This window comes from Rhodococcus sp. NPDC058505, from assembly GCF_042720095.1.
GTDB lineage: Bacteria > Actinomycetota > Actinomycetes > Mycobacteriales > Mycobacteriaceae > Rhodococcus_G.
The window spans coordinates 155,092-179,640 of the sequence record NZ_JBHXNB010000004.1 but is presented as its reverse complement, the minus strand read 5'-3'; the positions used below and the strand labels follow the sequence as shown (position 1 = coordinate 179,640).

The following is a 24,549-nucleotide window of genomic DNA, read 5'->3' as shown; positions in this document are numbered from 1 at the left end:
GGGCTCAGATGCCGGGAAGCGCGAACAGCATGCCGCCGCCCGGGAAGGCGCCGAACATGCCGCCACCACCGAACAGGCCCATCCCGCCACCACCGGGGAATCCGGGCAGCATTCCCCCGCCGTTGAGTACCCCGCCCTCGTTTCCCCAGATCAGTCCCTGATTCAGCGGTCCCTGCTCACCCAGGGGACCGCCGCCGCCGAGCAGACCGTTGCCGGTGCCCGCCCCGCCGAGGTTCTCGTTCTCGGTCCAGTTGTTGTTCCAGCCGTCACCGCGACCCTTGTTGTGGTTCCACCCCTTGTTGTGGCTGTTGTTCCACTGGGGATTGTCATTGTGGGTGTCGGCACGCACCTGAACGATCGCCGGAGCGGCCGTCGGAGCGGCCGAGGCCACCGCGGTTCCGGCCACCACCATCGGGACGGCGACCAACACACTCGCGGCGGCGAGGCCGAGCAGCCGCCTGCATCCATTGCGTGGATTCGTCTTCATCACACGCCTCCCATACCGTCTCCCCCCAGTCAACGCCCGATCGGCGCCGACGGCCAGTGCCGTCGACGCCGATCGGGGCCCGCGAGGTCAGTGCGTCGGGCTCACTCCCACTCGATGGTTCCCGGCGGCTTGCTGGTCACGTCGAGCACGACACGGTTGACGTCCGGCACCTCGTTGGTGATCCGGGTGGAGATGCGTTCGAGGACGTCATAGGGCAGCCGGGTCCAGTCCGCGGTCATCGCGTCCTCGCTGGAGACCGGGCGCAGCACGATCGGGTGACCGTAGGTGCGGCCGTCGCCCTGGACGCCGACGCTACGCACGTCCGCGAGCAGCACCACCGGGCACTGCCAGATCTGGCCGTCCAGGCCAGCGGCGGTGAGCTCCTCGCGGGCGATGGCGTCCGCCTGACGCAGCAGGGTGAGACGCTCGCGGGTCACCTCGCCGACGATGCGGATCGCCAGGCCCGGGCCCGGGAATGGCTGGCGCGCAACGATTTCCTCGGGCAGACCGAGGGCGCGGCCGACGGCGCGGACCTCGTCCTTGAACAGCAGCCGCAGCGGCTCGACGAGGGCGAACTGCAGGTCCTCGGGCAGCCCGCCGACGTTGTGGTGGCTCTTGATGTTGGCGGTGCCGGTGCCGCCGCCGGACTCGACGACGTCCGGGTAGAGGGTGCCCTGCACCAGGAACTCGACGGCCTCGCCGTGCGCGGCGGACTCGCCGAGCACCTCGCTGACGGCGCCCTCGAAGCTGCGGATGAACTCGCGGCCGATGATCTTGCGCTTGGCCTCCGGGTCGGACACGCCGTCGAGCTCGCCGAGGAAGGTGTCGACGGCGTCGACGGTGATCAGCTTGGCGCCGGTGGACGCGACGAAGTCCTGCTGCACCTGCTCGCGCTCGCCTGCCCGGAGCAGCCCGTGGTCGACGAAGACGCAGGTGAGCCGGTCGCCGATCGCGCGCTGCACCAACGCGGCCGCGACCGCCGAGTCGACGCCGCCGGACAGGCCGCAGATGGCCTTGCCGTCGCCGACCTGCGCCCGGACCTGCTCGATCAGACCCTCGGCGATATTCGCGGCGGTCCAGGTCGGGGCGATGCCCGCGATCTCCCGCAGGAAGCGGGTCAGCACCTGCTGGCCGTGCGGGGAGTGCAGGACCTCCGGGTGGTACTGAACACCGGCCAGTCGGCGCGCGCGGTCCTCGAACGCGGCGACGGGGGCGCCCGCGCTGGTGGCGGTCACCTCGAAGCCGTCCGGGGCGTCGGTGACCGCGTCACCGTGGCTCATCCACACCGGCTGCGTGGTCGGCAGGCCCTCGTGCAGGATGCCGCCGTCGACGCTGAGCTGAGTGCGGCCGTACTCCCGGGTACCGGTGTGCGTGACGGTGCCGCCGAGCGCGCCGGCCATCGCCTGAAAGCCGTAGCAGATGCCGAAGACCGGGATGCCGTGGTCGAACAGCCGCGGATCAAGCTTCGGCGCGCCGTCGGCGTACACGCTGGACGGTCCGCCGGACAGGATCACCGCCGCCGGCTTGCGGGCCACGATCTCCTCGACGGTCGCCGTGTGCGGCACCACCTCGGAGTAGACGCTGGCCTCACGGACCCGGCGTGCGATCAGCTGCGCGTACTGCGCACCGAAGTCGACGACGAGGACCGGATTCTGCTGGCTGGGGCCGGAATGCTGGGTGTCTGCCACCCGCCCAGTCTAATGTGTGGCCGCGCCCACCCGGATCGGCGGTCAGGCCGCCCCGGTGCCCGACGGTTCCTGCGTCGGCTCGACACCGGGACGGACCGGGGTGATCGGCAGCATCAGCGCGCCCGGGGCCCCGGCCGGAACCACCGGGGCGTTCGGGGCCACCGGCTCGATCCGCCGGTACGCCTGCCCCTGCTCGGGTCGAGAGTCCTTCTCCCCCTTGTTCGGCCACAGCGACGCCGCCCGCTCCGCCTGTGCACTGATCGTCAGGGACGGGTTCACCCCGAGATTGGCCGACACCGCGGATCCGTCGACCACGCTGAGCGTCGGATACCCGTACACCCGGTGGTAGGGATCGATGACCCCGTGACCCGGATCCGATCCGATGACGGCCCCACCGAGGAAGTGCGCGGTGAGCGGGATGTTGAACACCTCGCCCCAGGTGCCGCCCGCGACGCCGTCAATCTTGTCGGCGATCCGCCGGGTCGCCTCGTTGCCCGCCGGGATCCAGGTCGGGTTCGGCTCCCCGTGCCCCTGCCTACTGGTGACCTTGCGGCGACCGAACAGGCCGCGCTTGGTGTAGGTGGTGATCGAATTGTCGAGGTTCTGCATGACGAGCGCGATGATCGTCCGCTCGCTCCAGTCCTTCACCGACAGCATCCGCAGCATCTGCGCGGGGTTCGCGGCGATGATCTTCAGCAGCTTCACCCAGCGCGGCGTGCTACCCCCGCCGTCGGTCATCAGGGTCTGCAGCAGGCCCATCGCATTGGAGCCCTTGCCGTAGCGGACCGGTTCGATGTGGGTGTCCGAGGTGGGATGGAACGACGACGTGATCGCGACGCCCCTGGTGAGGTCCATCGCCGGATCAACCTTCATCTTCCCCGCACCGACGATGGATTCGGAGTTGGTGCGGGTCAGCTCGCCGAGCCGGTCGGACAGCCTCGGCAGCGCGCCGGTGTCCTTCATCCGGTGCAGCAGGTGCTGGGTGCCCCAGGTGCCCGCGGCGAGGACGACATGCTGGGCGGTGTAGGTCCGCTGCTGGCGGCGGACCTTCGCGCCGGTGCGATGCGTCCGCACCTCCCAGGTGCCGTCCGCCGCCTCGCGCAGCGAGTCCACCGTCGTCATCGGCACGATCGTCGCCCCGGCCAGCTCCGCGAGGCCGAGGTAGTTCTTGACGAGGGTGTTCTTGGCCCCGTGCCTGCAGCCGGTCATGCATTCACCGCACTCGATGCAGCCGGTGCGGGCCGGTCCGACACCGCCGAAGTAGGGGTCGTCGACCGTCGCGCCCGGCTCCCCGAAGAACACCCCGACCGGGGTCTGGATGAAGGTATCGCCGACGCCCATGTCATCGGCGACGGACCTGATGATCTCGTCGGCGGGCGTCATGTGCGGGTTCTGCACGACGCCGAGCATCTTCCTCGCCTGCTCGTAATGCGGCGTGAGCTCCGCGTCCCAGTCGGTGATCTCCCGCCACTGCGGGTCCTGGAAGAACGAGGTCGGCGGCTTGTAGAGGGTGTTCGCGTAGTTGAGGGAGCCGCCGCCGACGCCGGCACCAGCAAGGATCAGGACGTCGTGCAGCAGGTGCACCCGCTGGATCCCGTAGCAGCCGAGGGCGGGTGCCCAGAGGAAGCGCTTGAGGTCCCAGCTGGTCTTCGCGAAGTCCGCGTCCGCGAACCGGCGTCCGGCCTCGAGGATCCCGACCCGGTACCCCTTCTCGACCAGCCGCAGCGCCGTGACGCTGCCGCCAAATCCGGAGCCAACGATCAGGACGTCGAAATCCGTCGCACGCTTACCCATCAGGAGACCTCCACCGTGAACCTCTTGGTTACTCGCCAGTATGCACCCGGGATCTGTGACCGACCCCACAGGGTGCGGCTTAGCGTAACCATAAGTACCAGAAAGACCCCACCCCTTTGGCGATTGAGCGAACGGAACATTCGCTCGATCTGATCGACTGAACGCTTCCGTTCACTCGGTGGGGGTGGGGTCTGTCGTGGTCGGTGGTGCGGAGCGCGGGGGTCAGGCGCGGACGCTGAGCCCGACCTTCTGGAACTCCTTGAGATCGGAGTAGCCCGCCTTCGCCATCGACCGGCGCAGGCCGCCGACCAGGTTCAGCGACCCGTACGGGTCGTCCGACGGGCCGGTCAGCACGCGGTCCAGGCTCGGGCGGTCACCGAACCCGACCGGCAGCATCGCACCGCGCGGCACGGACGGGTGCGCGGCGGCGGACGGCCAGTACCATCCCCCGCCCGGCGCCTCGGCCGATGCGGCGAGCGGCGCACCGAGCACCGCGGCGTCGGCGCCGCAGGCGATCGCCTTGGCCAGGTCACCGGAGGTGGTGATGTCGCCGTCGGCGATGACGTGCACGTAGCGCCCGCCGGTCTCGTCCAGGTAGTCGCGGCGCGCGGCGGCGGCGTCGGCGATCGCGGTCGCCATCGGGACCCCGATCCCCAGCACCTCACCGGTGGTCGTCGCGCCCTCGGTCGAGCCGTAGCCGACGATGACACCCGCGGCACCGGTGCGCATCAGGTGCAGGGCGGTGCGGTGATCGCTCACGCCGCCCGCGACGACCGGTACATCCAATTCCGAGATGAACGTCTTGAGGTTCAGCGGCTCACCGGCCCCGTTCGCCACATGCTCCGCCGAGATGATCGTCCCGTGGATGACGAGGAGGTCGATGCCCGCCTTGAGCAGGTCCGGGGTCAACGCGCGGGCGTTCTGCGGGCTGACCCGCACCGCGGTGGTGACGCCCGCGTCCCGCACCTGCGCGACCGCGGCGGCCAGCAGGTGGGGCTGGATCGGCGCCGCGTGCAGCTCCTGCAGCTTCCGGATCGGCGCGTCCGGGTCGGCATCCGACTCGGCAAGGTGCACGAGCTCGGCGAGCGTGGCGTCGACGTCGGCGTGCCGACCCCACAGCCCCTCGCCGTTGATCACGCCGAGGCCGCCGCGCTTGCCGAGCTCGATCGCGAAGGACGGCGAGACGAGGGCGTCGGTCGGATGCGCGAGCACCGGAATGTCGAACCGGTAGGCGTCGAGCTGCCACGCCGTCGACACCTCCTTCGACGACCGGGTCCGGCGGGAGGGGACGATGTCGATGTCGTCCAGCTCATAGGTGCGACGGGCGGTTCGGCCCATACCGATCTCAACGAGGTCGCGCACGCGCGCCCCTTTCTTCGATGTGTAGTTGGGTGTGTGGCTAGCGGGCCGCGTAGTTCGGCGCTTCGACCGTCATCGTGATGTCGTGCGGGTGGCTCTCCTTCAGCCCGGCCGCGGTGATCTGCACGAACTGCGCCTCCTGCAGGTGCTCGATCGTGGTCGACCCGGTGTACCCCATCGCCGCGCGCAGGCCGCCGGTCAGCTGATGAATCACCGAGCCGAGCGGGCCGCGGAACGGGACCCGACCCTCGATGCCCTCCGGGACCAGCTTGTCCTCGGAGAGGACGTCGTCCTGGAAGTAGCGGTCCTTCGAGTAGGACTTGCCCTGGCCGCGGCTCTGCATCGCGCCGAGCGAACCCATGCCGCGGTAGCTCTTGAACTGCTTACCCCCGACGAGGACCATCTCGCCGGGTGACTCCGCCGTGCCCGCGAGCAGGGAACCGAGCATCGCGGTGGAGGCACCGGCCGCGAGGGCCTTGGCGATGTCGCCGGAGAACTGAAGACCGCCGTCGGCGATGACCGGAACACCGAGCGGCTTGCACGCCGCGACGGCCTCAAGGATCGCGGTGATCTGCGGTGCACCGACACCGGCGATGACGCGGGTGGTGCAGATCGAGCCGGGTCCGACACCGACCTTGACCGCGTCGACGCCCGCCTCGACCAGCGCCAGCGCCCCGTCGCGGGTCGCGACGTTGCCGCCGATGATCTGGACCCGGTCCCCGACCTCGGCCTTGATCTTGGCGATCATGCCGAGCACCCCGTTCGAGTGGCCGTGCGCGCTGTCCACGACGAGCACGTCGACCCCCGCGTCCGTGAGGGCCATCGCGCGGGCCCACGCGTCGTCGCCGACACCGACCGCGGCGCCGACAAGCAGGCGGCCGTCCCGGTCCTTGGTCGCGTTGGGGTGCTGCTCGGTCTTCACGAAGTCCTTGACCGTGATCAGCCCGGTGAGCTTGCCCCGACCGTCGACGATCGGGAGCTTCTCGATCTTGTGGCGGCGCAGCAGGCCGAGCGCGGCCTCCGCGGTCACGCCCTCCTGCGCGGTGATCAGGGGCGCCTTGGTCATCACCTCCGACACCGGCCGGTTCTCGTCCACCTCGAACCGCATGTCGCGGTTGGTGATGATGCCGACCAACTGTCCCTGCTCGTCGGTGACCGGCAGACCCGAGATCCGGAATCGCGCGCACATCGCGTCGACGTCGGCGAGGGTGTCGGACGGCGCGCAGGTGACCGGGTCGGTGACCATGCCCGCCTCGGAGCGCTTGACCGTCTCCACCTGAGCGGCCTGCGCCTCGGTCGACAGGTTGCGGTGCAGCACGCCCATCCCGCCCGCGCGGGCCATCGCGATCGCCATCCGGGACTCGGTGACGGTGTCCATCGCGGAACTGACCAGCGGCACGTTCAGGCGGATCGTGCGGGTCAACTGGCTGGAGGTGTCGACCTTGCTCGGGATGACGTCCGATGCCGCGGGAAGCAGCAGCACGTCGTCGAAGGTGAGTCCGAGCATCGCCACCTTGTCGGGGCGGTCTCCGCCGGTGCGCACGTGCCCTCCGGAATTTGTCATGCGGCTTTCGAACCTTTCCTTCGAACGTCGGTTGCGCTGGATCGTCGGCCCTTGCGTGAAGTGACCCAGCCGCGCCCGAGTGGGGTACCCACTGCGCGCCGCTGGTGCCTGCCGATGCGTCGCGGTTTCTTGGGACTGAAACAATGCTCGATCCCCGGCGATGTATTCCCTCAGACCGTTCACCATGGTATCGGCTGCGCGAGGACGCGGGCGAACCCGGTGACCCTACGGGCGTCACCGGGGCCGTAACGGGTGGCGCGGAGGGCCCCGCGCTGCGTACCGTGGGACCTGTGCGTGATCAACTGCCCCCCGGTCTGCCGCCGGACCCGTTCGCCGGCGACCCCTCCGACCCCTCCGCCGCACTGGATGCGATCGAGCCGGGACAGCCCCTCGACCCCCACGAGCGCCTCGCCGTGGAAGAGGACCTCGCCGATCTCGCCGTCTACGAGGCACTGCTCGCGCACCGCGGGATCCGCGGCCTGGTCGTCTGCTGCGACGACTGCCAGCAGGACCACTACCACGACTGGGACATGCTGCGCGCGAACCTGCTGCAGCTGCTCGTCGACGGCACCGTCCGCCCCCACGAACCGGCATACGACCCGGTCCCCGATGCGTACGTGACCTGGGACTACTGCCGTGGGTACGCGGACGCCTCGATGAACGAGGCACTGCACGGCGACGCCTTCGACGCCTGACGCACGGCACGAGAACGGCCCGACACGCGTGACGTGTCGGGCCGTTCTCGTGTGCTGGTGCGGGCTAGCCAGAGGGCGAGGTGTCCGGCGTGAGCGGCCGGGTCTCGATGGTCGCCGTCATCGGCGTGACGACGCGGCTCGACGTCGACGATGCCGTGGTCGGCGCGGGCTCGACGACCGTCGGCTCCGGGACCGTCGTGACCGGCGGGACGGTCGTGATCGGCGGAGCCGTCGTCACCGGCGGCTGGCTCGGCACCTCCGGTGCGATCAGGATCTCGGGCGGGACCGAGGGCTTGGTGGTGACTGCGCTGCCCGGCAGCGACGTCGGCGGCACGGCGGGCAGGGTGGTCGTCGCCCCGGGCACCGAGGTGGTGGTGCCGGGCGGCGCGGTCGTGGTGGTGGTCTTCCCCATGTCGGCCATCAGCCGGTCATGCCAGGCGTTGAGCTCGTCGCGCTTGTCCGTGTCGCTCACATCCCCGACCCGCTTGCTCGCGGATTCCAGCACGGCGATCGCACCCTGCGGGTTGCCGGACTTGATCATCCGTTCCGCCTCTTCGAGGTTGTTCGTCGTGTCGATGCTCGCCACCGTCGAGTTGGCGCGCTGAGTGAAGACGACCTCCTTGACCCGCCACAGCGGATCCCCCGGCTGAGCGTTGTAGGAGAACACGGTCACCCCGGCCATCACGACCGCGATGGCCGCGGCCGCGCCCGCAATCGGGCGCAGCAGCCGAAGTCCGCGCCGCGGCGCCTGCTGGTCGCCGCGTTCCCGATCGACCGCGGCCGCGGCCTCGTCGAGCGTCGGTCCTGCCGGCAGATCGGGACCGACGATCTCGGCTCGCCACCCCGCCAGCAGGGCCGCCAGCCGGTACTCCTCCTCGGTCGAGGTCGGGACGTCGCCACCACCGGCGAGCGCGTCGAGCAGGGCGTCATCGCGTTGCACTGCGCCGAGATCGAACGGTTGCCCGCGCATCTCGTCCGCCAGCGGATCACCCTGCGGCACGGTGAGATCGGCATCGGACGCATCGTGACGCCGCGTCCACTTGTCGTGGCCGCGCTTGCTCCCCCTAGCCATACATCTCACCTGCTTTCGCTACTTCGGTCTTCAACTTCGTGAGCGCCCGGTGCTGGGCGACCCGTACTGCTCCCGCCGTGCTCCCCACGGCGGCGGCCGTCTCCTCCGCCGACAGACCCACTACCAGTCGGAGGATGACGATCTCTCGATGCTTCTCGGACAACGTGCCGAGCAGCGCCTTGACCTGCCTGTTCGTCTCGGAGTCCAGGGCCAGCTTCTCCGGTCCCTCGTCGGCCGACACGACGTCCGGGACCTCGGCCATCGACTCGGCCCGGTTGCGTCCCGCACTGCGGTGCGCGTCGGCCACCTTGTGCGCGGCGATCCCGTAGACGAACGCCATGAAGGGGCGGCCCTGATCCCGATACCGCGGCAGAGCGGTCATCACAGCCAGGCACACCTCCTGCGCCACATCGTCCGCGGACAGGTGTCCCCGCTCCGCGGCTCCGACCCGTGATCGGCAGTACCGCACGACCATGGGTCGGACAAACTCCAGAACCCGAGACAAGGCGACTCGATCGCCCTGCGCTGCCGCAGCGACGGCTGAGTCCAACTCCTCGCTCGTACTACTCATCGACAGACTGTGTCCTGGCGTTACAGTGGCGCCCGCGCGACCGGACGCTCCCGCCGATTGACGGGACGTGTGAAGGATAGCGACCGGTTCTCACGTTTCCCTGAATCGCCCGCCCGCGCGGATGATCCGCGACGCGCTGCGCTGCCTGGCCAGGTCCGCCTCGGGTCCGGGCGCAACGCCGCCGAGCAACATCGCCGCCGCCCACTCCAGCGGAACGAGGTCGTGCTCGCGGCACCGGGCCAGCACCCGCCGCGCCGGGTCGACGGCGGCGGCCGGGTCCGGCCCGGCGCTGACCGCGGCGGCGAGCAGCAGGTCGGACTTGACCTGGTGTCGCGCCGACGGCGACCCCGCAGCCAGGTCGACCGCGGCCGCGGCGTGTCGGCGGCCACGATCCGGGTCGCCCGACACCAGCAACATCTCGGCACTCACCCAGTGCAACCGGATCCGCTGCCGCAGCAACGACTCGTCCGTTTCCCCGTCGAGCAGATCGGCGCACCGCTCGAGCAGCCGGAACCCGAGGGCCGTTCGACCGCAACCGAGGGCGTCGGCGGCGAGTCCGGTCAGTGCGTCGCACCGGGCCGCGACGGCCAACGGTGTCCGGTCGTCGCCGATCACCGCCAACGCTCGCCCATCGTGCGCGGACGCGAGCCGATGCCATCCGAGTTGACGCAACAGGGACGCCTCGGTGCTCGCGGCGAGGGAGGCGAGCACCGCGCCGGGGCGCTCCCGTCGCACCGCGGCCAATTCGGTGCGGGCGGCCGCGTAGCGCCCCTGCCCGCCGAGGGCGACCGCGCGCAGCCAGCGGTCGCGTGCGGATCGCGCCTGCCCGGGCACGGCTCCCGGGGTTGGCCCGAATGCGATGTCGGTGAGATCGGCGGCTGTCGGCACTGGCACGGGGTGAAGCGTAGAGCGCACCCCACGACGGCCCCGATTCGCGTCCGTCACGAAACGTTTCCGGCCGGTTCGACGACCGTTCAGGTCACATTAAGATTTCGACTTGCAAAATTATTGAACTCATTTCCCGGAACCGTCTGCCGATAACCAACAGCCGCGCGATCCGACCCCGCCGAGCGGACCCCACCTCCCCCGCCCCCGCCGAGATGCCCGGTCCGAGCCACCCGAAATCGGCTGCGACCTGCAATAATATCGGCATCCGCCGGGCGAGAACCCGATTCTCCGAGGGGCCCTCGATAATCACGAAATTGTGTCAATGTCCATGAACGGATCGTTAATTCTCGCGTCGCGGGGTATGTAAATCACCACGAACCGAAACTGTTGACGCGATTTCCGCGCCGACTATAACGTTGCCGTTGAAATTGAGTACGCACGTGAACGACCTTCACAGCGGCGCTTCGACCACCGGGGCAGTTCGTGCACCGGGATCGCACGGCGCGGCGCCCCGTGAAGCCAATGCCCGAGCCGACGTCAGGAGCTGGAATGCCGCAACCGAATCACCTCCCCGGCCCGAACGCCGACATCTGGGACTGGCAGATGCACGGACTCTGCCGCGGCGTCGATTCCGCGATGTTCTTCCACCCCGACGGCGAGCGCGGCCGCGCCCGCGCCCAGCGGGAGAACCGCGCGAAGGAGATGTGCAGGCAGTGCCCGGTGCTCGCGCAGTGCCGCACCCACGCCCTGACGGTGTGCGAGCCGTACGGCATCTGGGGCGGGATGTCCGAGGCGGAGCGGGAGGCGCACACCCGCCGCTATCGTCAGCGCATCGCCTCCTGACCCACGACACACGAACGGCCCCGGACGATGTGATCGTCCGGGGCCGTTCGCCGCGTCTACCGCGGCGCGGGGAGCCTAGTGGCTGTGCCCGTGCCCGTGGCCTGCGTCCTCGTCCTCGGCCGGCTTCTCGACGACCGCGGACTCGGTGGTGAGCACCATCCGCGCCACGGACGCCGCGTTGACGACCGCGGAACGGGTCACCTTCACGGGGTCGACGACACCGTCGGCGAGCAGGTCCCCGTAGGTGAGGGTCGCCGCGTTGAATCCGTGCCCCTTCGGCGCCTCAGCGACCTTGCTGACGACGACGGACCCGTCGAGCCCGGCGTTGGTGGCGATCCAGTACAGGGGCGCCTGGACCGCGGTCCGGACCACCTCGACACCGGTCGCCTCGTCACCGGACAGCGATGCGGCGAGCTCGGTCAGGGCCTGCGCCGCCTGCACGATGGCGGAACCGCCGCCGGGGACGATGCCCTCCTCGACCGCGGCCTTGGCCGCGTTGACGGCGTCCTCGACGCGGAACTTGCGTTCCTTGAGGTCGGTTTCGGTGGCCGCGCCGACCTTGATGACCGCGACGCCGCCCGCGAGCTTCGCGAGGCGCTCCTCGAGCTTCTCGCGATCCCAGTCCGAGTCGGTGTTCTCGATCTCGCGACGCAGCTGGCCGACGCGGACGTCGATGTCGGCCTGGGTGCCCGCACCCTCGACGATGGTTGTCTCGTCCTTGGTGACGACGACACGCCGCGCCGAACCGAGCAGGTCGAGGCCCGCGTCCTTGAGGGACAGCCCGACGTCGGTGTTGACGACGGTGCCGGCGGTCACGACCGCGAGGTCGTCGAGGAACGCCTTGCGGCGGTCACCGAAGTACGGCGCCTTGACGGCGACGGCCTTGATCGTCTTGCGGATCGAGTTCACGACGAGGGTGGACAGGGGCTCGCCCTCGATGTCCTCGGCGATGATCAGGACCGGCTTGCCCGACTCGGCGATCTTCTCGAGCAGCGGCAGGAAGTCCGGCAGCGAGCTGATCTTGTCGCGGTAGAGCAGCACCGACGCGTCCTCGAGCACGGCCTGCTGTGCGTCGATGTCGGTGATGAAGTACGGCGAAAGGAAGCCCTTGTCGAACTGGACGCCCTCGGTGACGACCAGTTCGGTCTGCAGGGTCGAGGACTCCTCGACCGTGACGACGCCGTCGGTGCCGACCCGCGTCATGGCCTCGCCGACCAGTCCGCCGATCTCCTCGTCGCGCGAGGAGACGGTCGCGACCTGGGCGATGGCCTCCTTGCCCTCGACCGGGGTCGCCGCGGCGAGCAGGGCCTCGGACACCGCATCGGCGGCCTTGGCGATGCCGACGCCGAGCGCGATCGGGTTGGCGCCAGCCGCGACGTTCTTCAGGCCCGCCTTGACGAGCGCCTGCGCGAGAACCGTCGCGGTGGTGGTGCCGTCGCCCGCGACGTCGTTGGTCTTGGTCGCGACGGACTTGACCAGCTGCGCGCCGAGGTTCTCGAAGGGATCCTCGAGCTCGATCTCGCGGGCGATGGACACGCCGTCGTTGGTGACGGTCGGGCCGCCGAACGCCTTGGCGAGCACGACGTGCCTGCCGCGGGGTCCGAGGGTGACCTTGACCGCGTCGGCGAGCTGGTCGACGCCACGCTCGAGTGCGCGACGCGCGGTCTCGTTGAATTCGATCTGCTTGGACATGGGTGCTGTTGCTCCTGGGAGGTCCTGGACGAGATCCGCCCCGGGTCCTTGTCGGGACGCCGGGGCGGATGCACGTGGCTTACTTGGAGATGACAGCCAGCACGTCGCGCGCCGACAGGATCAGGTACTCCTCGCCGGCGTACTTGATCTCGGTTCCGCCGTACTTGCTGTAGATGACGGTGTCGCCCTCCTGGACGTCGAGCGGAATCCGCTTCTCGCCGTCTTCGTCCCAGCGGCCGGGGCCGACGGCGACAACGGTGCCCTCCTGGGGCTTTTCCTTCGCCGTGTCGGGGATGACCAGGCCAGAGGCGGTCGTCGTTTCGGCCTCGTTGGCCTGGACGAGGATCTTGTCCTCGAGCGGCTTGATGTTCACGCTCGCCACGATGAGCCCTCCACTTTCGGGGTTTCCAGCGCCCAGGGCTGCTCCCCGGGCAAGTAGGTTGTAGTGCACGCATACGGCGCCTCGCGCGGTCCCGTCGTCGCGGGTGCCGGGACCGGGTCGGTGCCAACTAGCACTCTATACATGCGAGTGCCAGCGCTCAAGACATCGGACTGCTCACCTCGCGGGCTTCGCCGCGGGCGAAATCCGCGGAGTCGCCCCTCCGGTGCCCTACAGTCGCACCGTGGCGAACCTGAACAGGCGTGACTTCCTCGGCCTGGCCGGGCTCGGCGCGGCGGGCCTCCTCGGGGTCGGCGCACTGGGCCGGGCGCCGTGGGGCACCTGGTACGCGGCGGCGGACACCGCGGCCATCGCCGGAACCACCCTCGAGACGGTCGCCGCCCCGGTCGGCGCGGCCGGCTACCGCACCCTCACCGCCGGGCCCGGCCTGCCGATGATCGTGCGGGGCGAACTCGCCGAACCGAGGCCGGGGCGCGAGGACCGCCGCACCGCGCTGGCCGCCCTCGTTCAGCTGACCGACCTGCACATCCTGGACGCACAGTCGCCGATGCGGTTCGAGTACGTCCACCAGTTCACCGGGTCCGCGTTCCGCCCCCAGGAGACGCTGACCACGCAGGGCCTGGTCGCGCTGGTCGCGCGGGTCAACGCGCTGGGCCGGGGACCGCACACGCGCCGCGACTTCGACGCGGTGGTCACCACCGGCGACAACACCGACAACAAGGAACACGCGGAGCTGAACTGGTTCCTAGCCGCGCTCAACGGCGGCACCTTCGTTCCGAACACGGGTGCGGCCGGCCGCTACGAGGGGGTGCAGAATTCGGGCTCGGAGCTGTACTGGAACCCGGAGTCCGACCTCCCCGACCGCTACCAGCGTGCCGGGTTCCCGCCGATGCCCGGCCTGCTGGGCGCCGCCCTGCGCCCGGTCACCAGCCCCGGCCTGCGCACCCCCTGGTACTGCGTGTTCGGCAACCACGACGACGCGGTCCAGGGCACCGTGCCGAGCGGCATCGGCCCGCTGGAGGCGATGTACACCGGCGGGCTCAAGATCGAATCACCGAACTCGGAGCAGGCCAGGGCGATCGGCAGCGCGGCCAGCGCCGACCCCGGCGCGCTGGTCGCCGCGCTTGCCGCGGTCACCACACCGCCGCGGATCGTCACCCCGGACCCGGCCCGGGCACCGTTCACCCCGCGCCAGTTCATCGCCGCGCACCTCGATCCGGAGAACACCGGGCCGGGCCCGGTGGGACACGGGTTCGCCCCCGACGCCGGCGAGACCGGCATCGGGTACTACACCTTCGAGATCGCGCGCGGCGGCGGTGCCGTCCCCGAACTCCCGAGCGTGGTCGGCATCAGCATGGACTCAACCAACCGCGCAGGCTTCGTCGAGGGCTCGCTCGGCGAGGCGCAGTTCCGGTGGATCGAGCGCACCCTCGAGGCGGGCAGCAGCCGCCACCATGACCGGGACGGGCGGGTCGTCTCCCGAGCCGTCGACGACACCTGGTTCCTGCTGTTCAGCCACCACACCAGCGACACGATGGACAACCTGCTGCCCGACCCCGAGAATCCGGGCGAACGCCGGTACGGCGGCGGCGAACTGGTGGATCTGCTGCACCGGTTCCCGAACGTGCTCGGGTGGGTCAACGGCCACACTCACCAGAACCGGATCACCCCGCACCCTGGTGCGACGCCCGCGCAGGGTTTCTGGGAGATCAACACCGCCTCCCACGTCGACTTCCCGCAGCACGCGCGGGTGATCGAGGTCACCGACAACGGGGATGGCACGATCTCCCTGCTGACCACCCTGATCGAAGCCGACAGCCGCTACGAGGTGCGGCACGGCGACCACTCCCCCGCCGGCCTGGCGTCGCTGTACCGGGAGCTGTCGTTCAACGACATCCATGCGGACGCCGCGCTGTTCGGCGGCCCGGGCGACCACAACACCGAACTGCTGCTGCCGTCCCCGCGCGGCTGAGCACCGCCCCCGGATCGACACGCTGACCAGCACAGATCACACCTCGTATTTGTTGAATACGAAATGCAAGTAATATACCGTCGCTCACGTGCAGCTAACCAAGTTCACGGACCTCGGGCTGCGCGTGATGATGCGCCTGGCCGTCGCCCCCGGAGGCGGTGGACTCACGACCGGCCAGGTCGCGGAAGAGATGGCGATTCCCTACACGCACACCACGAAGGTGGTGCTGCGGCTGAAGGAACTCGGCATGGTCGAAGCCCGCCGCGGTCGGGGCGGCGGGCTCTCGATCACCGAACGGGCCCGCGGCACCTCCGTCGGCTGGCTCACCCGCCGCCTCGAGGGCGACGACGAGGTGGTCGCCTGCGACGGCGCCACCCCCTGCCCCCTGCGGCACGGCTGCCGGTTGCGGGGCGCACTGCGCCGAGCGCAGGACGCCTTCTACACCGCCCTCGACGACATCACGATCGACGACCTCGTCCGCGAACCCGACACCCGGGTCCTGCTCACCCTCTCCGTCCCGCGATCGGAGTAGGGCAGGTCAGGCCGCGTCCCTGCGGCGGCGCCCCGCACGGACGGCAGCGGTGATCACCCGGAGCCCGATCGCGAGCAGCACCAGATTCCCGACGATCTGCACCGACACCACGGCCCTCGCCGTCTCGGTCTCGGCGACGATGTCCCCGAAGCCCACCGTCGAGAAGCAGACGAGGGTGAAGTACAGCGCATCCAGCTTGGACAGCGGCTCGCTGAAGCTGTCGACCGCCGCCTGCGACAGCAGGTGGTAGACGGTGGCGTACGCCAGTAGGTAGGTGGGCACCGAGACCGCGAGCGCCTCGATCGACTGCACCCCCGGATAGCGGGCGGTGACGATCCTGCGGATCTGCCAGCCGAAGACCACGGTCACCACCAGCAGGCCGATCACCAGCCCGGCCACCGCGGACAGCGATGCGAGATCGTGCATCGGCACCAGGAAGTACACGACGACCAGCAGTGTCGCGGTGAGCACCGGACGGAGCACCGCCCGGCGGATCAGCGTGCGCTGCGCCGACCTCGAGAGCGCGGCGAAACCCGCTCCGCCGCCGGGAACGTCACCGTTCCCGTCAGCGGACATCGCCCGCGACCGAGGACTGGCTGACGGTGACGGACAGGCCGGGGTCGGTCGCGACGGTCAGCGGCGACGGCGCAGCGCCACCGGCGATGACGTGGGCACCGAGTGCGGCGATCATCACGCCATTGTCGGTGCACAGCCGAGGCTTCGGGATCCGAAGCGTCAATCCGGCCGCCGCGCAGCGTTCCTCGGCGAGCGACCGGATCCGCGAGTTGGCGGTGGCACCGCCGCCGAGAACCAGGGTGTCCACCCCAACATCGGTCGCGGCGCGCACCGCCTTCATCGTCAGCACGTCGGCGACGGCCTCCTGAAACGAGGCGGCGACGTCTGGGATGGACACCGGCTCACCGGCCCGCTCCTTCGACTCCACGTAGCGGGCGACCGCCGTTTTGAGCCCGGAGAACGAGAAGTCGTGCCGCGCGTCTCGCGCCCCGGTCATGCCGCGCGGGAAGGCGATTGCGTTCGGGTCACCGTCGCGGGCCGCGGCGTCGAGCGCGGGCCCGCCGGGGAAGCCGAGGCCGAGCAGTCGCGCCACCTTGTCGAACGCCTCGCCGGCCGCGTCGTCGACCGTCGTGCCGAGCTCCTCGATCGGCCGGGCGAGGTCCCGCACGTGCAGCAGGTGGGTGTGCCCGCCGGAGACGAGCAGCGCCACGCACGGCGGCATCGGTCCGTGTTCGAGGGTGTCGACGGCGACGTGACCGCCGAGATGGTTGAGCGCGTAGAACGGCACATCCCAGGCGGCGGCGTAGGCCTTCGCGGCGGCAGCACCGACGAGCAGCGCCCCGGCCAGTCCGGGACCGATCGTGACGGCCAGCGCGTCCGGCTTCGCGATCCCGGCCTGCGCGAGGGCGCGCCGCATCGTCGGGACGATCGCCTCGAGGTGGGCGCGGGAGGCGACCTCCGGGACGACCCCGCCGTAGCGGGCGTGCTGATCGACGCTGGACGCGACCTCGTCCGCGAGCAGTTCGCAGGTGCCGTCCGCCCGCCACCGAACGATGCCGACTCCCGTTTCGTCGCAGGAGCTTTCGATTCCCATCACGATCACGACTGCGACTCCTCCTGCTCGATCAACACCCCGGGGCGACGCATCGTGTACGCATCGGCGCCGCTGGGCTGGTAGTAGTTTCGGCGGGTTCCCACGATCTCGAATCCCTCGCGCCGGTAGAGGGCGATGGCCGCCTCGTTGTCGGTGCGGACCTCAAGGAAGACCGGGGCTCCGTGCCGGTCGGCGAGCCCGAGCAGTTCGTCGAGGAGCAACGCTCCCAGACCCCGCCGACGGTGCTCGGGGTCGACACCGATGGTGTGCACCTCGGCCTCGATGTCGGGCGCGTTGCCCAGCAACGCGACTCCGGCGTACCCGAGCACCCGGCCGCTGTCGCTGCGGACGACGACGTAGTGGTTGTGCGGGTGCGCGAGCTCGGCGCGGAACGCGTCCGCACTCCAGGGCCCGTCCCCGGCGAACAGCAGCGTCTCCAGTTCCGCGCAGCGCTGCGCGTCGGCAGGCCGCATCGCGGTGAGCGCGTCGCTCATTTCTTCCGGTCCGCCATCTCGACGGCATCCGGACGTCGAAGATACAGCGGCACAAGAGGTTCCGGATCCACCGCGGCCATCAGCGCGGCCGCGGCCACCGCAACCAGCCCGGCGGGCGACGGGGTCGCCACCGCAACGACCGGCAGATCGAACAGCTCCGCGTGCACCGCCGACCCCGCGACCACCACCGACGGCTGCGGTTCGAGGTCCACCGGCCGGTTCACTGCGGGGCCCTCGACGCGGCGCCCGCCCTGGTACCGCGCCCAGTACACCTCCCGGCGGCGGGCATCGGTGACCACCAACAGATCCCGCTGATCCTCGGCGGCCGCGTCGGCGGCGATCGCGTCGAGGCTGCACACCCCGTGCACGGGGATCCCGAGCGCGTCACCGAACGCCGCACCGGTCGCCATCCCGACCCGCAGACCGGTGAAGGGTCCCGGGCCGACCCCGACCACGACGGCGTCCAGGTCGGCGGGCCCGTGCCCCGACTCGGCAAGGCACGCCAGGATGTGCGGCGTGAGCACCTCCGCGTGGGCACGCGGATTGACGGTGATCCGGTGGGCCAGGGCGCGGGGAGCGTCGCCGTCGAGGCGAACCACCCCCGCGGTCACGGCCGGGGTGGCGGTATCGACAGCGAGAACGAGCACGGCTATCGAGGATACCCGCCGGTCACGAAACCCATCCCCACCGCGCGGTGCGGACGTCGGACTCCGGCTCACGCCGCAGCCGCACCAGCAGATGCCGGTCGGTCAGATGCTCGACGATTCCCTCGCCCCACTCGACCACCACCACCGCGCCCGCGAGGTCGGTGTCCAGGTCGAGGGCGTCGAGTTCGTCGAACGTGGCGGACCGTTCGGCGCCGAGGCCGAGCCGGTACGCATCGACGTGCACCATCGCGACGGCCACGCCGCCGTCGGGCCTGCTGCCCGCGCGGTGCTCGCGGGCGATGATGAAGGTCGGGGAACTGACCCGGCCCTGCACGCCGAGACCCGCCGCGATGCCCCGCGCCAGCGCCGTCTTCCCCGCCCCGAGCGGCCCGTCCAGCACCACCAGGTCACCGGCGCCGAGTTCGACGGCCAGCCTCCGCCCGAACGCCTCGGTGTCCGCCACCGTCGGGAGGTGGATCACCGCCTGCTCGTGGTCAGCCACCAATGCTCTCCTTCGTTTCCAGGTCGTGTTCGGCGACCGCCCGGGTCACCAACCGGTCGATCGCGTCGGTCACCCGGATCGGGAACTCCAGTTGGACCAGGTGGCCGGCCGAGACCACCCGCACCAGCTCACAGTTCGGCAGTTCGTCGGCCATCGCCTGCGACTGGGCGAACGGGATCACCATGTCCGTGTCACCGCACAGCACCAGTGCTGGCAGACCGGCGATCACCGGCAGCGCCTCCGATTCGTCGTGCAGTTCCAGCGATTTGAGGAAGTTGACGATCGTCGTCACCGACGTCTCGTTCAGCATGCGCTCCGAGAACCGGGTCAGCGACGGGCTCACCTCGGTGCCGTACGACGACGCCCGCAGGATCGGGGAGATAATCGCGCGGGCGGCGCCGCGCCCCACCTGGACGACACCCGGCGCGGTCCGCACCGCGAACCGGAACGCGTCGATCACCGGGTTCTGCAGGTTCCGGCTCAGGCCGGTCCGGTTCAGGCCCGCCGCCGCGGTCGCGAGCAGCCCAACCCCGATCACGTGCTCCCCGAACAATTCCGGCATCTGACGCGCCAGCGACAGGATCGTCATGCCGCCCATCGAATGGCCGACCAGCACTACCGGCCCGGTCGGTGCGACGGCCCGCAGCACCGCGTGCAGGTCGCGACCGAGCTGACCGATTGTGCACGACTCCGCGGTCGGGGTGCCGGAGCGGCCGTGACCGCGCTGGTCGTAGAACACCATCCGCACCGAGTCACCCCAGCGCTTCCGCAACTGCCGCCGTTGGAAATGCCAGGAGTCCATCCGCAGGCAGTATCCGTGCACGAACACCACGGTCAGCGGCGCGTCCACCGGGCCGACCTCCCGGATCGCGAGGGCGACGCCGTCATCGGCGACAACCAGGCTGCCGCGGTCGCTGTCGAGCAGCCCGAAGTCCTCGTCGGCGTGCCGGTCCCGACGGCGCCTGCTCGGCTCGGTCCGCTGCTGCGCCGCCCGCACCCCGGCCAGCGCCCCGACCGCGGCAGCGACCCCGGCACCGCCGATCGCACCGCGGCGACCGAACGGCATCACCCGCGAGTCCGGTCGCCGCCGATGTAGGTGCGCACCACCCGGCCGCGGACACCGGTCACCACCTCGTAGTGGATGGTGTCGAGGCGGTCGGCCCAGTCCTGCGCGACCGGCTCGCCATCGGCCCCGCTGCCGAAGAGGATCGCGGTGTCCCCCTCCGCGACGGAACCGGGGTCGGGCCCGAGGTCGACGACGACCTGATCCATGCACACCCGCCCGATCTGAGGGAACCGTCGGTCCCCGATCTGGACCTCGAACCGTCCGCCGAGCGCCCGCGGAACACCGTCCGCGTAGCCGACCGGCAGCAGTGCGACGGTGGTGTCGTGCGGCGCGATCCAGGTGTGCCCGTAGGACACCCCGCCGCCCGCCGCAACCTTCTTGACCAGGGCGACCCTGGCGCGCAGCGTCATCGCCGGGCGCAGCCCGAAGCCGCCGAGTTCCGGGACCGGCGACAACCCGTACAGCGCGATACCGGGCCGAACCATGTCGAACCGCAGGTCGGGCCGGGTCAGCGTCGCCGCGGAGTTCGCCAGGTGCACCCGGTCCGGAGCCAGCCCGAGCCGCGTCGCCCGCTCGACCGCGTCGCGCAGCACCAGCGACTGCTCGTCGATGACCGGGTGATGGGGCTGGTCGGCGTGTGCGAGGTGGGAGAACACTCCCCCGAGCCGCACCGCGCCCTCCGCCGTGGCCCGCGCGAGTCCGTCGAGCAGGTCGTCGAGTTCGGTCGGCGAGACGCCGTTGCGGTTCAACCCGGTGTCCACCTTCACCGACACCGCCGCGGTGGCCCCGACCTGGCGTGCCGCGGCGACCACCGCGGCGAGGTGGCGGGGCGAGGACACGGCGAGTTCGACGTCGGCGGCGATCGCGGCGCGGAAGTCGGTGTCCGCGGTGTGCAGCCACGACAGCACCGGAGCGGTGATCCCGGCGGCGCGCAGGGCGAGCGCCTCCCCGACGGTGGTGACGCCCAGGTCGGAGGCGCCCGCGTCGAGCGCTGCTCGGGCGACGGCAACGGCCCCGTGGTTGTAGGCGTCGGCCTTGACCACCGCCATCACGGCGCCGTCCCCCGCGTGTTCCTTGAGCACCCTCGTGTTGTGCGCGATCGCGTCGAGGTCGATCAGCGCCTCCGCCTGGGGTGCCGGTGCCTGCGGCGCGGGTCCGGACAAATCGGCGCCCGCCGGGGGGACGGGCGCCGTACGGTCACTGTTCGCGGTGATGGTCATGATCCCCCAATCCTGCCACCACCTGCCCTTATGCCCAATGACCCCGCTCACTCGGTGCGGTCAGGACCCGGCGTCCGATGCGGCCCGCAGAATCCGGATCGCGGATCTGACCTGCGTCAACAGCGCACCCGCTGAGATCGGTGCCGCCGTCGCCGACCCCGCACCCGCCGCGAGTGCCGCCGCAAGCGAGTGTGCCCGCGCACCCATCGCCGCGGCGCCGGACGGGTCGAGGCCGGTGGACAGCAGGGCGCCGATCAGCCCGGCCAGCACGTCCCCGGATCCGGCGGTCGCCGCTGCGGACCCGCCCGCGTCGTTGACCAGCACCGCGCCCCCGGGTTCCGCGATCACCGTCGCGCGCCCCTTGAGCAGCACCGTCACCCCCCACCGGTCGGCGAGGTCGCGGGCACACCCGACCCGGTCGGCGCCGGGATCCACGCCGGTGAGCCGCGCGAACTCCCCGGCGTGCGGTGTCAGCAGGGTGGGGGCCGACCGGCCAGCGAGCAGTCCGGGATCCGCGGCGAGAACGGTCAGCCCGTCCGCGTCGATCAGTACCGGCAGGTCCGACTCGACCGCGCCCCGCACCACGGCCGTTGCGGAGGGACCGGTCCCGATCCCCGGCCCGACCACCCAGGCCTGCACCCTGCCCGCCGTGTCCAGCCGATCCGCGGCGACCACCTCTGGCCACGCCGAAATCACCTGTGGTGCCGCGGATCCCACGTAGCGCACCATGCCGGAGGTTGCCGCGACCGCGCCCCCACAGGACAGCACGGCGGCACCCGGGTAGCGCTCGCCGCCCGCGACGACCCCGACGACGCCCTGGCTGTATTTGTCGTCCGCCGCGCCGGGCAGCGGCCACCGAGCCCCCACCTCGGCTGGCGTCAGCGCGCGGATTCCGGCCGCCATCGGAGCCAATCCGATGTCGACCAGCTCCACCCGCCCGCACCGGGCGGCGGCAAGCACGTGCACCGGCTTCAACGCTCCGAACGCGACGGTCACCGACGCCGTCACCGCGGGCCCGGCCACCGCCCCGGTGTCCGGGTCCACGCCGCTGGGCAGGTCCACCGCAATAATCGGCGCGGTGATCGACGCGACCACCGACGCCGCGGCGGGGCGCAGCGGCCCGCGTCCGGAGATCCCGACGATCCCGTCGAGCACCAGGTCCGGATCGCCGAGGTCCGCGCCGATCCGGCCGCCCGCCGCGCGCAGTGCCGCGAGCCCCGGACCGTGCACCCGCGCGGGGTCGAGCAGCACCGCTCGCACCGCGACTCCCCGCCGCCGCAGCAGCGCACCCGCGAACAGCGCGTCCCCGCCGTTGTCCCCGGACCCGACGAGCAGCGTCACCGATCGCCCCGCGACACCCCCGGCGCGTGCCCGCAGTTCGGCGGCCGCGACACCGGCGAGCCCGTGCGCGGCGCGGCGCATCAGCGTGCCCTCGGGCAGCGCCGACAGCAGCGGCGCCTCGGCGGCCCTGACCTGCTCGGCGGTGTGAAATTCGCGCACCGAACCCCCCTCCGGCACTCCGTGCCTGTGAGTCTTTTTGGCCCCGGTCGGGGCCAAAAAGACTCACAGGCGGCGGAGCCGCCTACTCGACGGTGACGGACTTTGCGAGGTTGCGGGGCTTGTCGACGTCGTAGCCGCGGGCGCGGGCGACCTCCGCCGCGAACACCTGCAGCGGGATCGTCGACAGCAGCGGCTGCAGCAGGGTCGGCGAGGCGGGAATCTCGATCAGGTGATCGGCGTGCGGCCGCACCATCTCGTCGCCCTCCTCGGCGATGACGATCGTGCGCGCACCGCGGGCCTTGATCTCCTGAATGTTGGAGACCAGCTTCGAGTGCAGCACGGCACGTCCCTTCGGGGACGGCATCACCACGATGACCGGCAGGCCCTCCTCGATCAGCGCGATCGGACCGTGCTTGAGCTCACCGGCGGCGAAGCCCTCGGCGTGCATGTATGCGAGCTCCTTGAGCTTGAGTGCACCCTCGAGCGCGACCGGGTAGCCCACGTGTCTGCCGAGGAACAGCACCGTCGATGCGTCCGCAAGCTCCCTCGCCAGCGCGCGCACCGGCTCGATCGTCTCGAGCACCCGCGTCACCAGCGCGGGCATCGACTCGAGCTCGGCGTACTCGCGCGCCACCTCATCCGGGTACTTGGTGCCGCGCGCCTGCGCGAGCGCGAGACCGACCAGATAGTTGGCCGTCACCTGGGCGAGGAACGCCTTCGTCGACGCGACGGCGATCTCCGGACCGGCCCGGGTGTAGAGGACGGCGTCGGCCTCACGGGGAATCTGGGCACCGTTGGTGTTGCAGATCGCCAGCACCCGGGCCTTCTGATCCTTGGCGTGCTTCACGGCCTCGAGGGTGTCGGCGGTCTCCCCCGACTGCGACACCGCGACGACGAGCGTCGACCGGTCCAGCACCGGGTCCCGGTACCGGAACTCGCTGGCGAGCTCGACCTCGACGGGCAGCCGGGTCCAGTGCTCGATCGCGTACTTGGCGAGCAGGCCGGAGTGGTAGGCGCTGCCGCAGGCGACGACGAAGACCTTGTCCACGTCCCGCAGTTCCTGATCGGACAGCCGCTGCTCGTCGAGGACGATCTTGCCGTCCTCGAAGTGCCCGAGCAGCGTGTCCGCGACGGCGGCGGGCTGCTCGGCGATCTCCTTGAGCATGAAGTAGTCGTGGCCACCCTTCTCGGCGGCCTCGAGGTCCCAGTCGATCCGGAACGGACGCCCGGTGGCCTCGTTGCCGGCGAAGTCGGTGATCCGGTAGCCGTCGGCGGTGATCACCACGACCTGGTCCTGGCCGAGTTCGATCGCGTCGCGGGTGTGCTCGATGAACGCGGCGACGTCGGAGCCGACGAACATTTCGCCGTCACCGACACCGACGACCAGCGGCGTCGACCGGCGGGCCGCGATGATGGTGTCGGCGTGATCGGCGTGCGTGAAGACCAGCGTGAACGCGCCCTCGAGCCTGCGCAGCACCTGGTGTGCGCTTGCCACGAAGTCGCCTGCGGTCTCGCCCTCGGCGTAGGCCCGCGCGACGAGGTGCACGGCCACCTCGGAGTCGGTGTCGCTCTGCAGCTCGATCCCGGCGGCCTCCAGCTCCTGACGGAGCGGGGTGAAGTTCTCGATGATGCCGTTGTGCACGACGGCCAGCTTGCCGTCCGCGTCCCGGTGCGGGTGGGCGTTGCGGTCGGTGGGGCGGCCGTGCGTTGCCCACCGCGTATGCCCGATTCCGGTGCTGCCCGCGAAGCGGTCGGCGCCGACCTCCGCCAGCTCGGCCGTCAGATTGGCAAGCTTGCCCGCCTTGCGTTCGACCGCAAGCCCACCCGCTCCGTCCAGGACCGCGATCCCGGCGGAGTCGTAGCCGCGGTATTCCATTCGGCGCAGCGCCTCCACCACGACGCCAAGGGCAGGGCGGTGGCCGACGTATCCCACGATTCCGCACATGGTGCCCAA

The 24,549-nt window shown here is 70.8% G+C and carries 23 protein-coding genes; 4 read left to right on the top strand and 19 right to left on the bottom strand.

Going from position 1 to position 24,549, the window contains the following annotated elements:
• Positions 1-4: 4 nt before the first annotated feature.
• The 5 genes from ACFWPA_RS05080 to guaB all read right to left on the bottom strand — a co-directional run bounded on the left by ACFWPA_RS05080 (position 5) and on the right by guaB (position 6,892).
• Positions 5-487, bottom strand: coding sequence for a hypothetical protein (locus tag ACFWPA_RS05080; protein ID WP_378505944.1), 483 nt, complete (start codon positions 485-487; stop codon positions 5-7).
• 101 nt (positions 488-588) lie between these two features.
• Positions 589-2,175 carry a glutamine-hydrolyzing GMP synthase gene (gene guaA, locus ACFWPA_RS05075; protein ID WP_378505943.1) on the bottom strand — a complete coding sequence of 529 codons (1,587 nt, stop codon included), beginning with the start codon at positions 2,173-2,175 and terminating at the stop codon, positions 589-591.
• 42 nt (positions 2,176-2,217) lie between these two features.
• Positions 2,218-3,969, bottom strand: coding sequence for an FAD-dependent oxidoreductase (locus ACFWPA_RS05070; protein ID WP_378505942.1), 1,752 nt, complete (start codon positions 3,967-3,969; stop codon positions 2,218-2,220).
• Positions 3,970-4,191: 222 nt separating this feature from the next.
• Positions 4,192-5,331 (bottom strand): GuaB3 family IMP dehydrogenase-related protein, encoded by a 1,140-nt coding sequence (locus ACFWPA_RS05065; protein ID WP_378505941.1) that lies wholly within the window; start codon positions 5,329-5,331, stop codon positions 4,192-4,194.
• 37 nt (positions 5,332-5,368) lie between these two features.
• On the bottom strand, positions 5,369-6,892 hold the full coding sequence (gene guaB / locus ACFWPA_RS05060; protein WP_378505940.1) for an IMP dehydrogenase: 1,524 nt from the start codon (positions 6,890-6,892) through the stop codon (positions 5,369-5,371).
• Between the two features lie 290 nt (positions 6,893-7,182).
• On the opposite strand from guaB, the gene ACFWPA_RS05055 reads away from it, so the two are divergent.
• Positions 7,183-7,587, top strand: a complete 405-nt coding sequence (locus ACFWPA_RS05055; protein ID WP_378505939.1) for a DUF5319 domain-containing protein — start codon at positions 7,183-7,185, stop codon at positions 7,585-7,587.
• Positions 7,588-7,651: 64 nt separating this feature from the next.
• On the opposite strand, the gene ACFWPA_RS05050 is transcribed toward ACFWPA_RS05055, so the two are convergent.
• The 3 genes from ACFWPA_RS05050 to ACFWPA_RS05040 all read right to left on the bottom strand — a co-directional run bounded on the left by ACFWPA_RS05050 (position 7,652) and on the right by ACFWPA_RS05040 (position 10,124).
• A complete protein-coding gene (locus ACFWPA_RS05050; RefSeq protein WP_378505938.1) occupies positions 7,652-8,659 on the bottom strand; it encodes an anti-sigma-D factor RsdA in 1,008 nt (335 codons plus the stop codon).
• Complete coding sequence (locus tag ACFWPA_RS05045) at positions 8,652-9,230, bottom strand: sigma-70 family RNA polymerase sigma factor (protein WP_378505937.1); 579 nt, start codon at positions 9,228-9,230, stop codon at positions 8,652-8,654. Before ACFWPA_RS05045 ends, ACFWPA_RS05050 begins: the two co-directional genes overlap by 8 nt.
• A gap of 90 nt (positions 9,231-9,320) precedes the next feature.
• Positions 9,321-10,124, bottom strand: coding sequence for a hypothetical protein (locus ACFWPA_RS05040; RefSeq protein ID WP_378505936.1), 804 nt, complete (start codon positions 10,122-10,124; stop codon positions 9,321-9,323).
• Positions 10,125-10,667: 543 nt separating this feature from the next.
• Here ACFWPA_RS05040 and ACFWPA_RS05035 point away from each other — a divergent pair.
• Complete coding sequence (locus tag ACFWPA_RS05035; protein ID WP_378505935.1) at positions 10,668-10,961, top strand: WhiB family transcriptional regulator; 294 nt, start codon at positions 10,668-10,670, stop codon at positions 10,959-10,961.
• 75 nt (positions 10,962-11,036) lie between these two features.
• Here ACFWPA_RS05035 and groL read toward each other — a convergent pair whose 3' ends face one another.
• Both groL and groES read right to left on the bottom strand, forming a co-directional pair.
• Positions 11,037-12,653, bottom strand: a complete 1,617-nt coding sequence (groL, locus tag ACFWPA_RS05030; RefSeq protein WP_378505934.1) for a chaperonin GroEL — start codon at positions 12,651-12,653, stop codon at positions 11,037-11,039.
• A 79-nt stretch (positions 12,654-12,732) separates the two neighbouring features.
• Entirely contained in the window at positions 12,733-13,035 is a 303-nt protein-coding gene (gene groES, locus ACFWPA_RS05025; protein ID WP_378505933.1) for a co-chaperone GroES, read from the bottom strand.
• Between the two features lie 241 nt (positions 13,036-13,276).
• On the opposite strand from groES, the gene ACFWPA_RS05020 reads away from it, so the two are divergent.
• Positions 13,277-15,025 (top strand): TIGR03767 family metallophosphoesterase, encoded by a 1,749-nt coding sequence (locus ACFWPA_RS05020; protein WP_378569738.1) that lies wholly within the window; start codon positions 13,277-13,279, stop codon positions 15,023-15,025.
• Positions 15,026-15,113: 88 nt separating this feature from the next.
• A complete protein-coding gene (locus tag ACFWPA_RS05015) occupies positions 15,114-15,557 on the top strand; it encodes an RrF2 family transcriptional regulator (protein WP_378505931.1) in 444 nt (147 codons plus the stop codon).
• Between the two features lie 6 nt (positions 15,558-15,563).
• On the opposite strand, the gene ACFWPA_RS05010 is transcribed toward ACFWPA_RS05015, so the two are convergent.
• The 9 genes from ACFWPA_RS05010 to glmS form a co-directional block, all read right to left on the bottom strand.
• Positions 15,564-16,133 carry a potassium channel family protein gene (locus ACFWPA_RS05010; protein WP_378505930.1) on the bottom strand — a complete coding sequence of 190 codons (570 nt, stop codon included), beginning with the start codon at positions 16,131-16,133 and terminating at the stop codon, positions 15,564-15,566.
• The gene (tsaD, locus tag ACFWPA_RS05005) at positions 16,123-17,175 is read right to left on the bottom strand and encodes a tRNA (adenosine(37)-N6)-threonylcarbamoyltransferase complex transferase subunit TsaD (RefSeq protein WP_378505929.1); all 1,053 of its coding nucleotides are present in this window, start codon (positions 17,173-17,175) and stop codon (positions 16,123-16,125) included. The genes ACFWPA_RS05010 and tsaD overlap by 11 nt, the downstream gene beginning before the upstream one ends.
• A complete protein-coding gene (gene rimI, locus ACFWPA_RS05000) occupies positions 17,172-17,660 on the bottom strand; it encodes a ribosomal protein S18-alanine N-acetyltransferase (RefSeq protein WP_378505928.1) in 489 nt (162 codons plus the stop codon). Before rimI ends, tsaD begins: the two co-directional genes overlap by 4 nt.
• Complete coding sequence (tsaB, locus tag ACFWPA_RS04995) at positions 17,657-18,307, bottom strand: tRNA (adenosine(37)-N6)-threonylcarbamoyltransferase complex dimerization subunit type 1 TsaB (RefSeq protein WP_378569737.1); 651 nt, start codon at positions 18,305-18,307, stop codon at positions 17,657-17,659. The genes rimI and tsaB overlap by 4 nt, the downstream gene beginning before the upstream one ends.
• A 22-nt stretch (positions 18,308-18,329) precedes the next feature.
• Entirely contained in the window at positions 18,330-18,809 is a 480-nt protein-coding gene (gene tsaE / locus ACFWPA_RS04990) for a tRNA (adenosine(37)-N6)-threonylcarbamoyltransferase complex ATPase subunit type 1 TsaE (RefSeq protein ID WP_378505926.1), read from the bottom strand.
• Positions 18,802-19,875, bottom strand: coding sequence for an alpha/beta fold hydrolase (locus ACFWPA_RS04985; protein WP_378506056.1), 1,074 nt, complete (start codon positions 19,873-19,875; stop codon positions 18,802-18,804). Before ACFWPA_RS04985 ends, tsaE begins: the two co-directional genes overlap by 8 nt.
• Positions 19,875-21,095, bottom strand: a complete 1,221-nt coding sequence (gene alr / locus ACFWPA_RS04980) for an alanine racemase (protein ID WP_378505925.1) — start codon at positions 21,093-21,095, stop codon at positions 19,875-19,877. Before alr ends, ACFWPA_RS04985 begins: the two co-directional genes overlap by 1 nt.
• A 60-nt stretch (positions 21,096-21,155) precedes the next feature.
• Positions 21,156-22,595, bottom strand: a complete 1,440-nt coding sequence (locus tag ACFWPA_RS04975) for an NAD(P)H-hydrate dehydratase (RefSeq protein ID WP_378569736.1) — start codon at positions 22,593-22,595, stop codon at positions 21,156-21,158.
• An 82-nt stretch (positions 22,596-22,677) separates the two neighbouring features.
• Entirely contained in the window at positions 22,678-24,540 is a 1,863-nt protein-coding gene (gene glmS / locus ACFWPA_RS04970) for a glutamine--fructose-6-phosphate transaminase (isomerizing) (RefSeq protein WP_378505923.1), read from the bottom strand.
• Between the last annotated feature and the right edge of the window lie 9 nt (positions 24,541-24,549).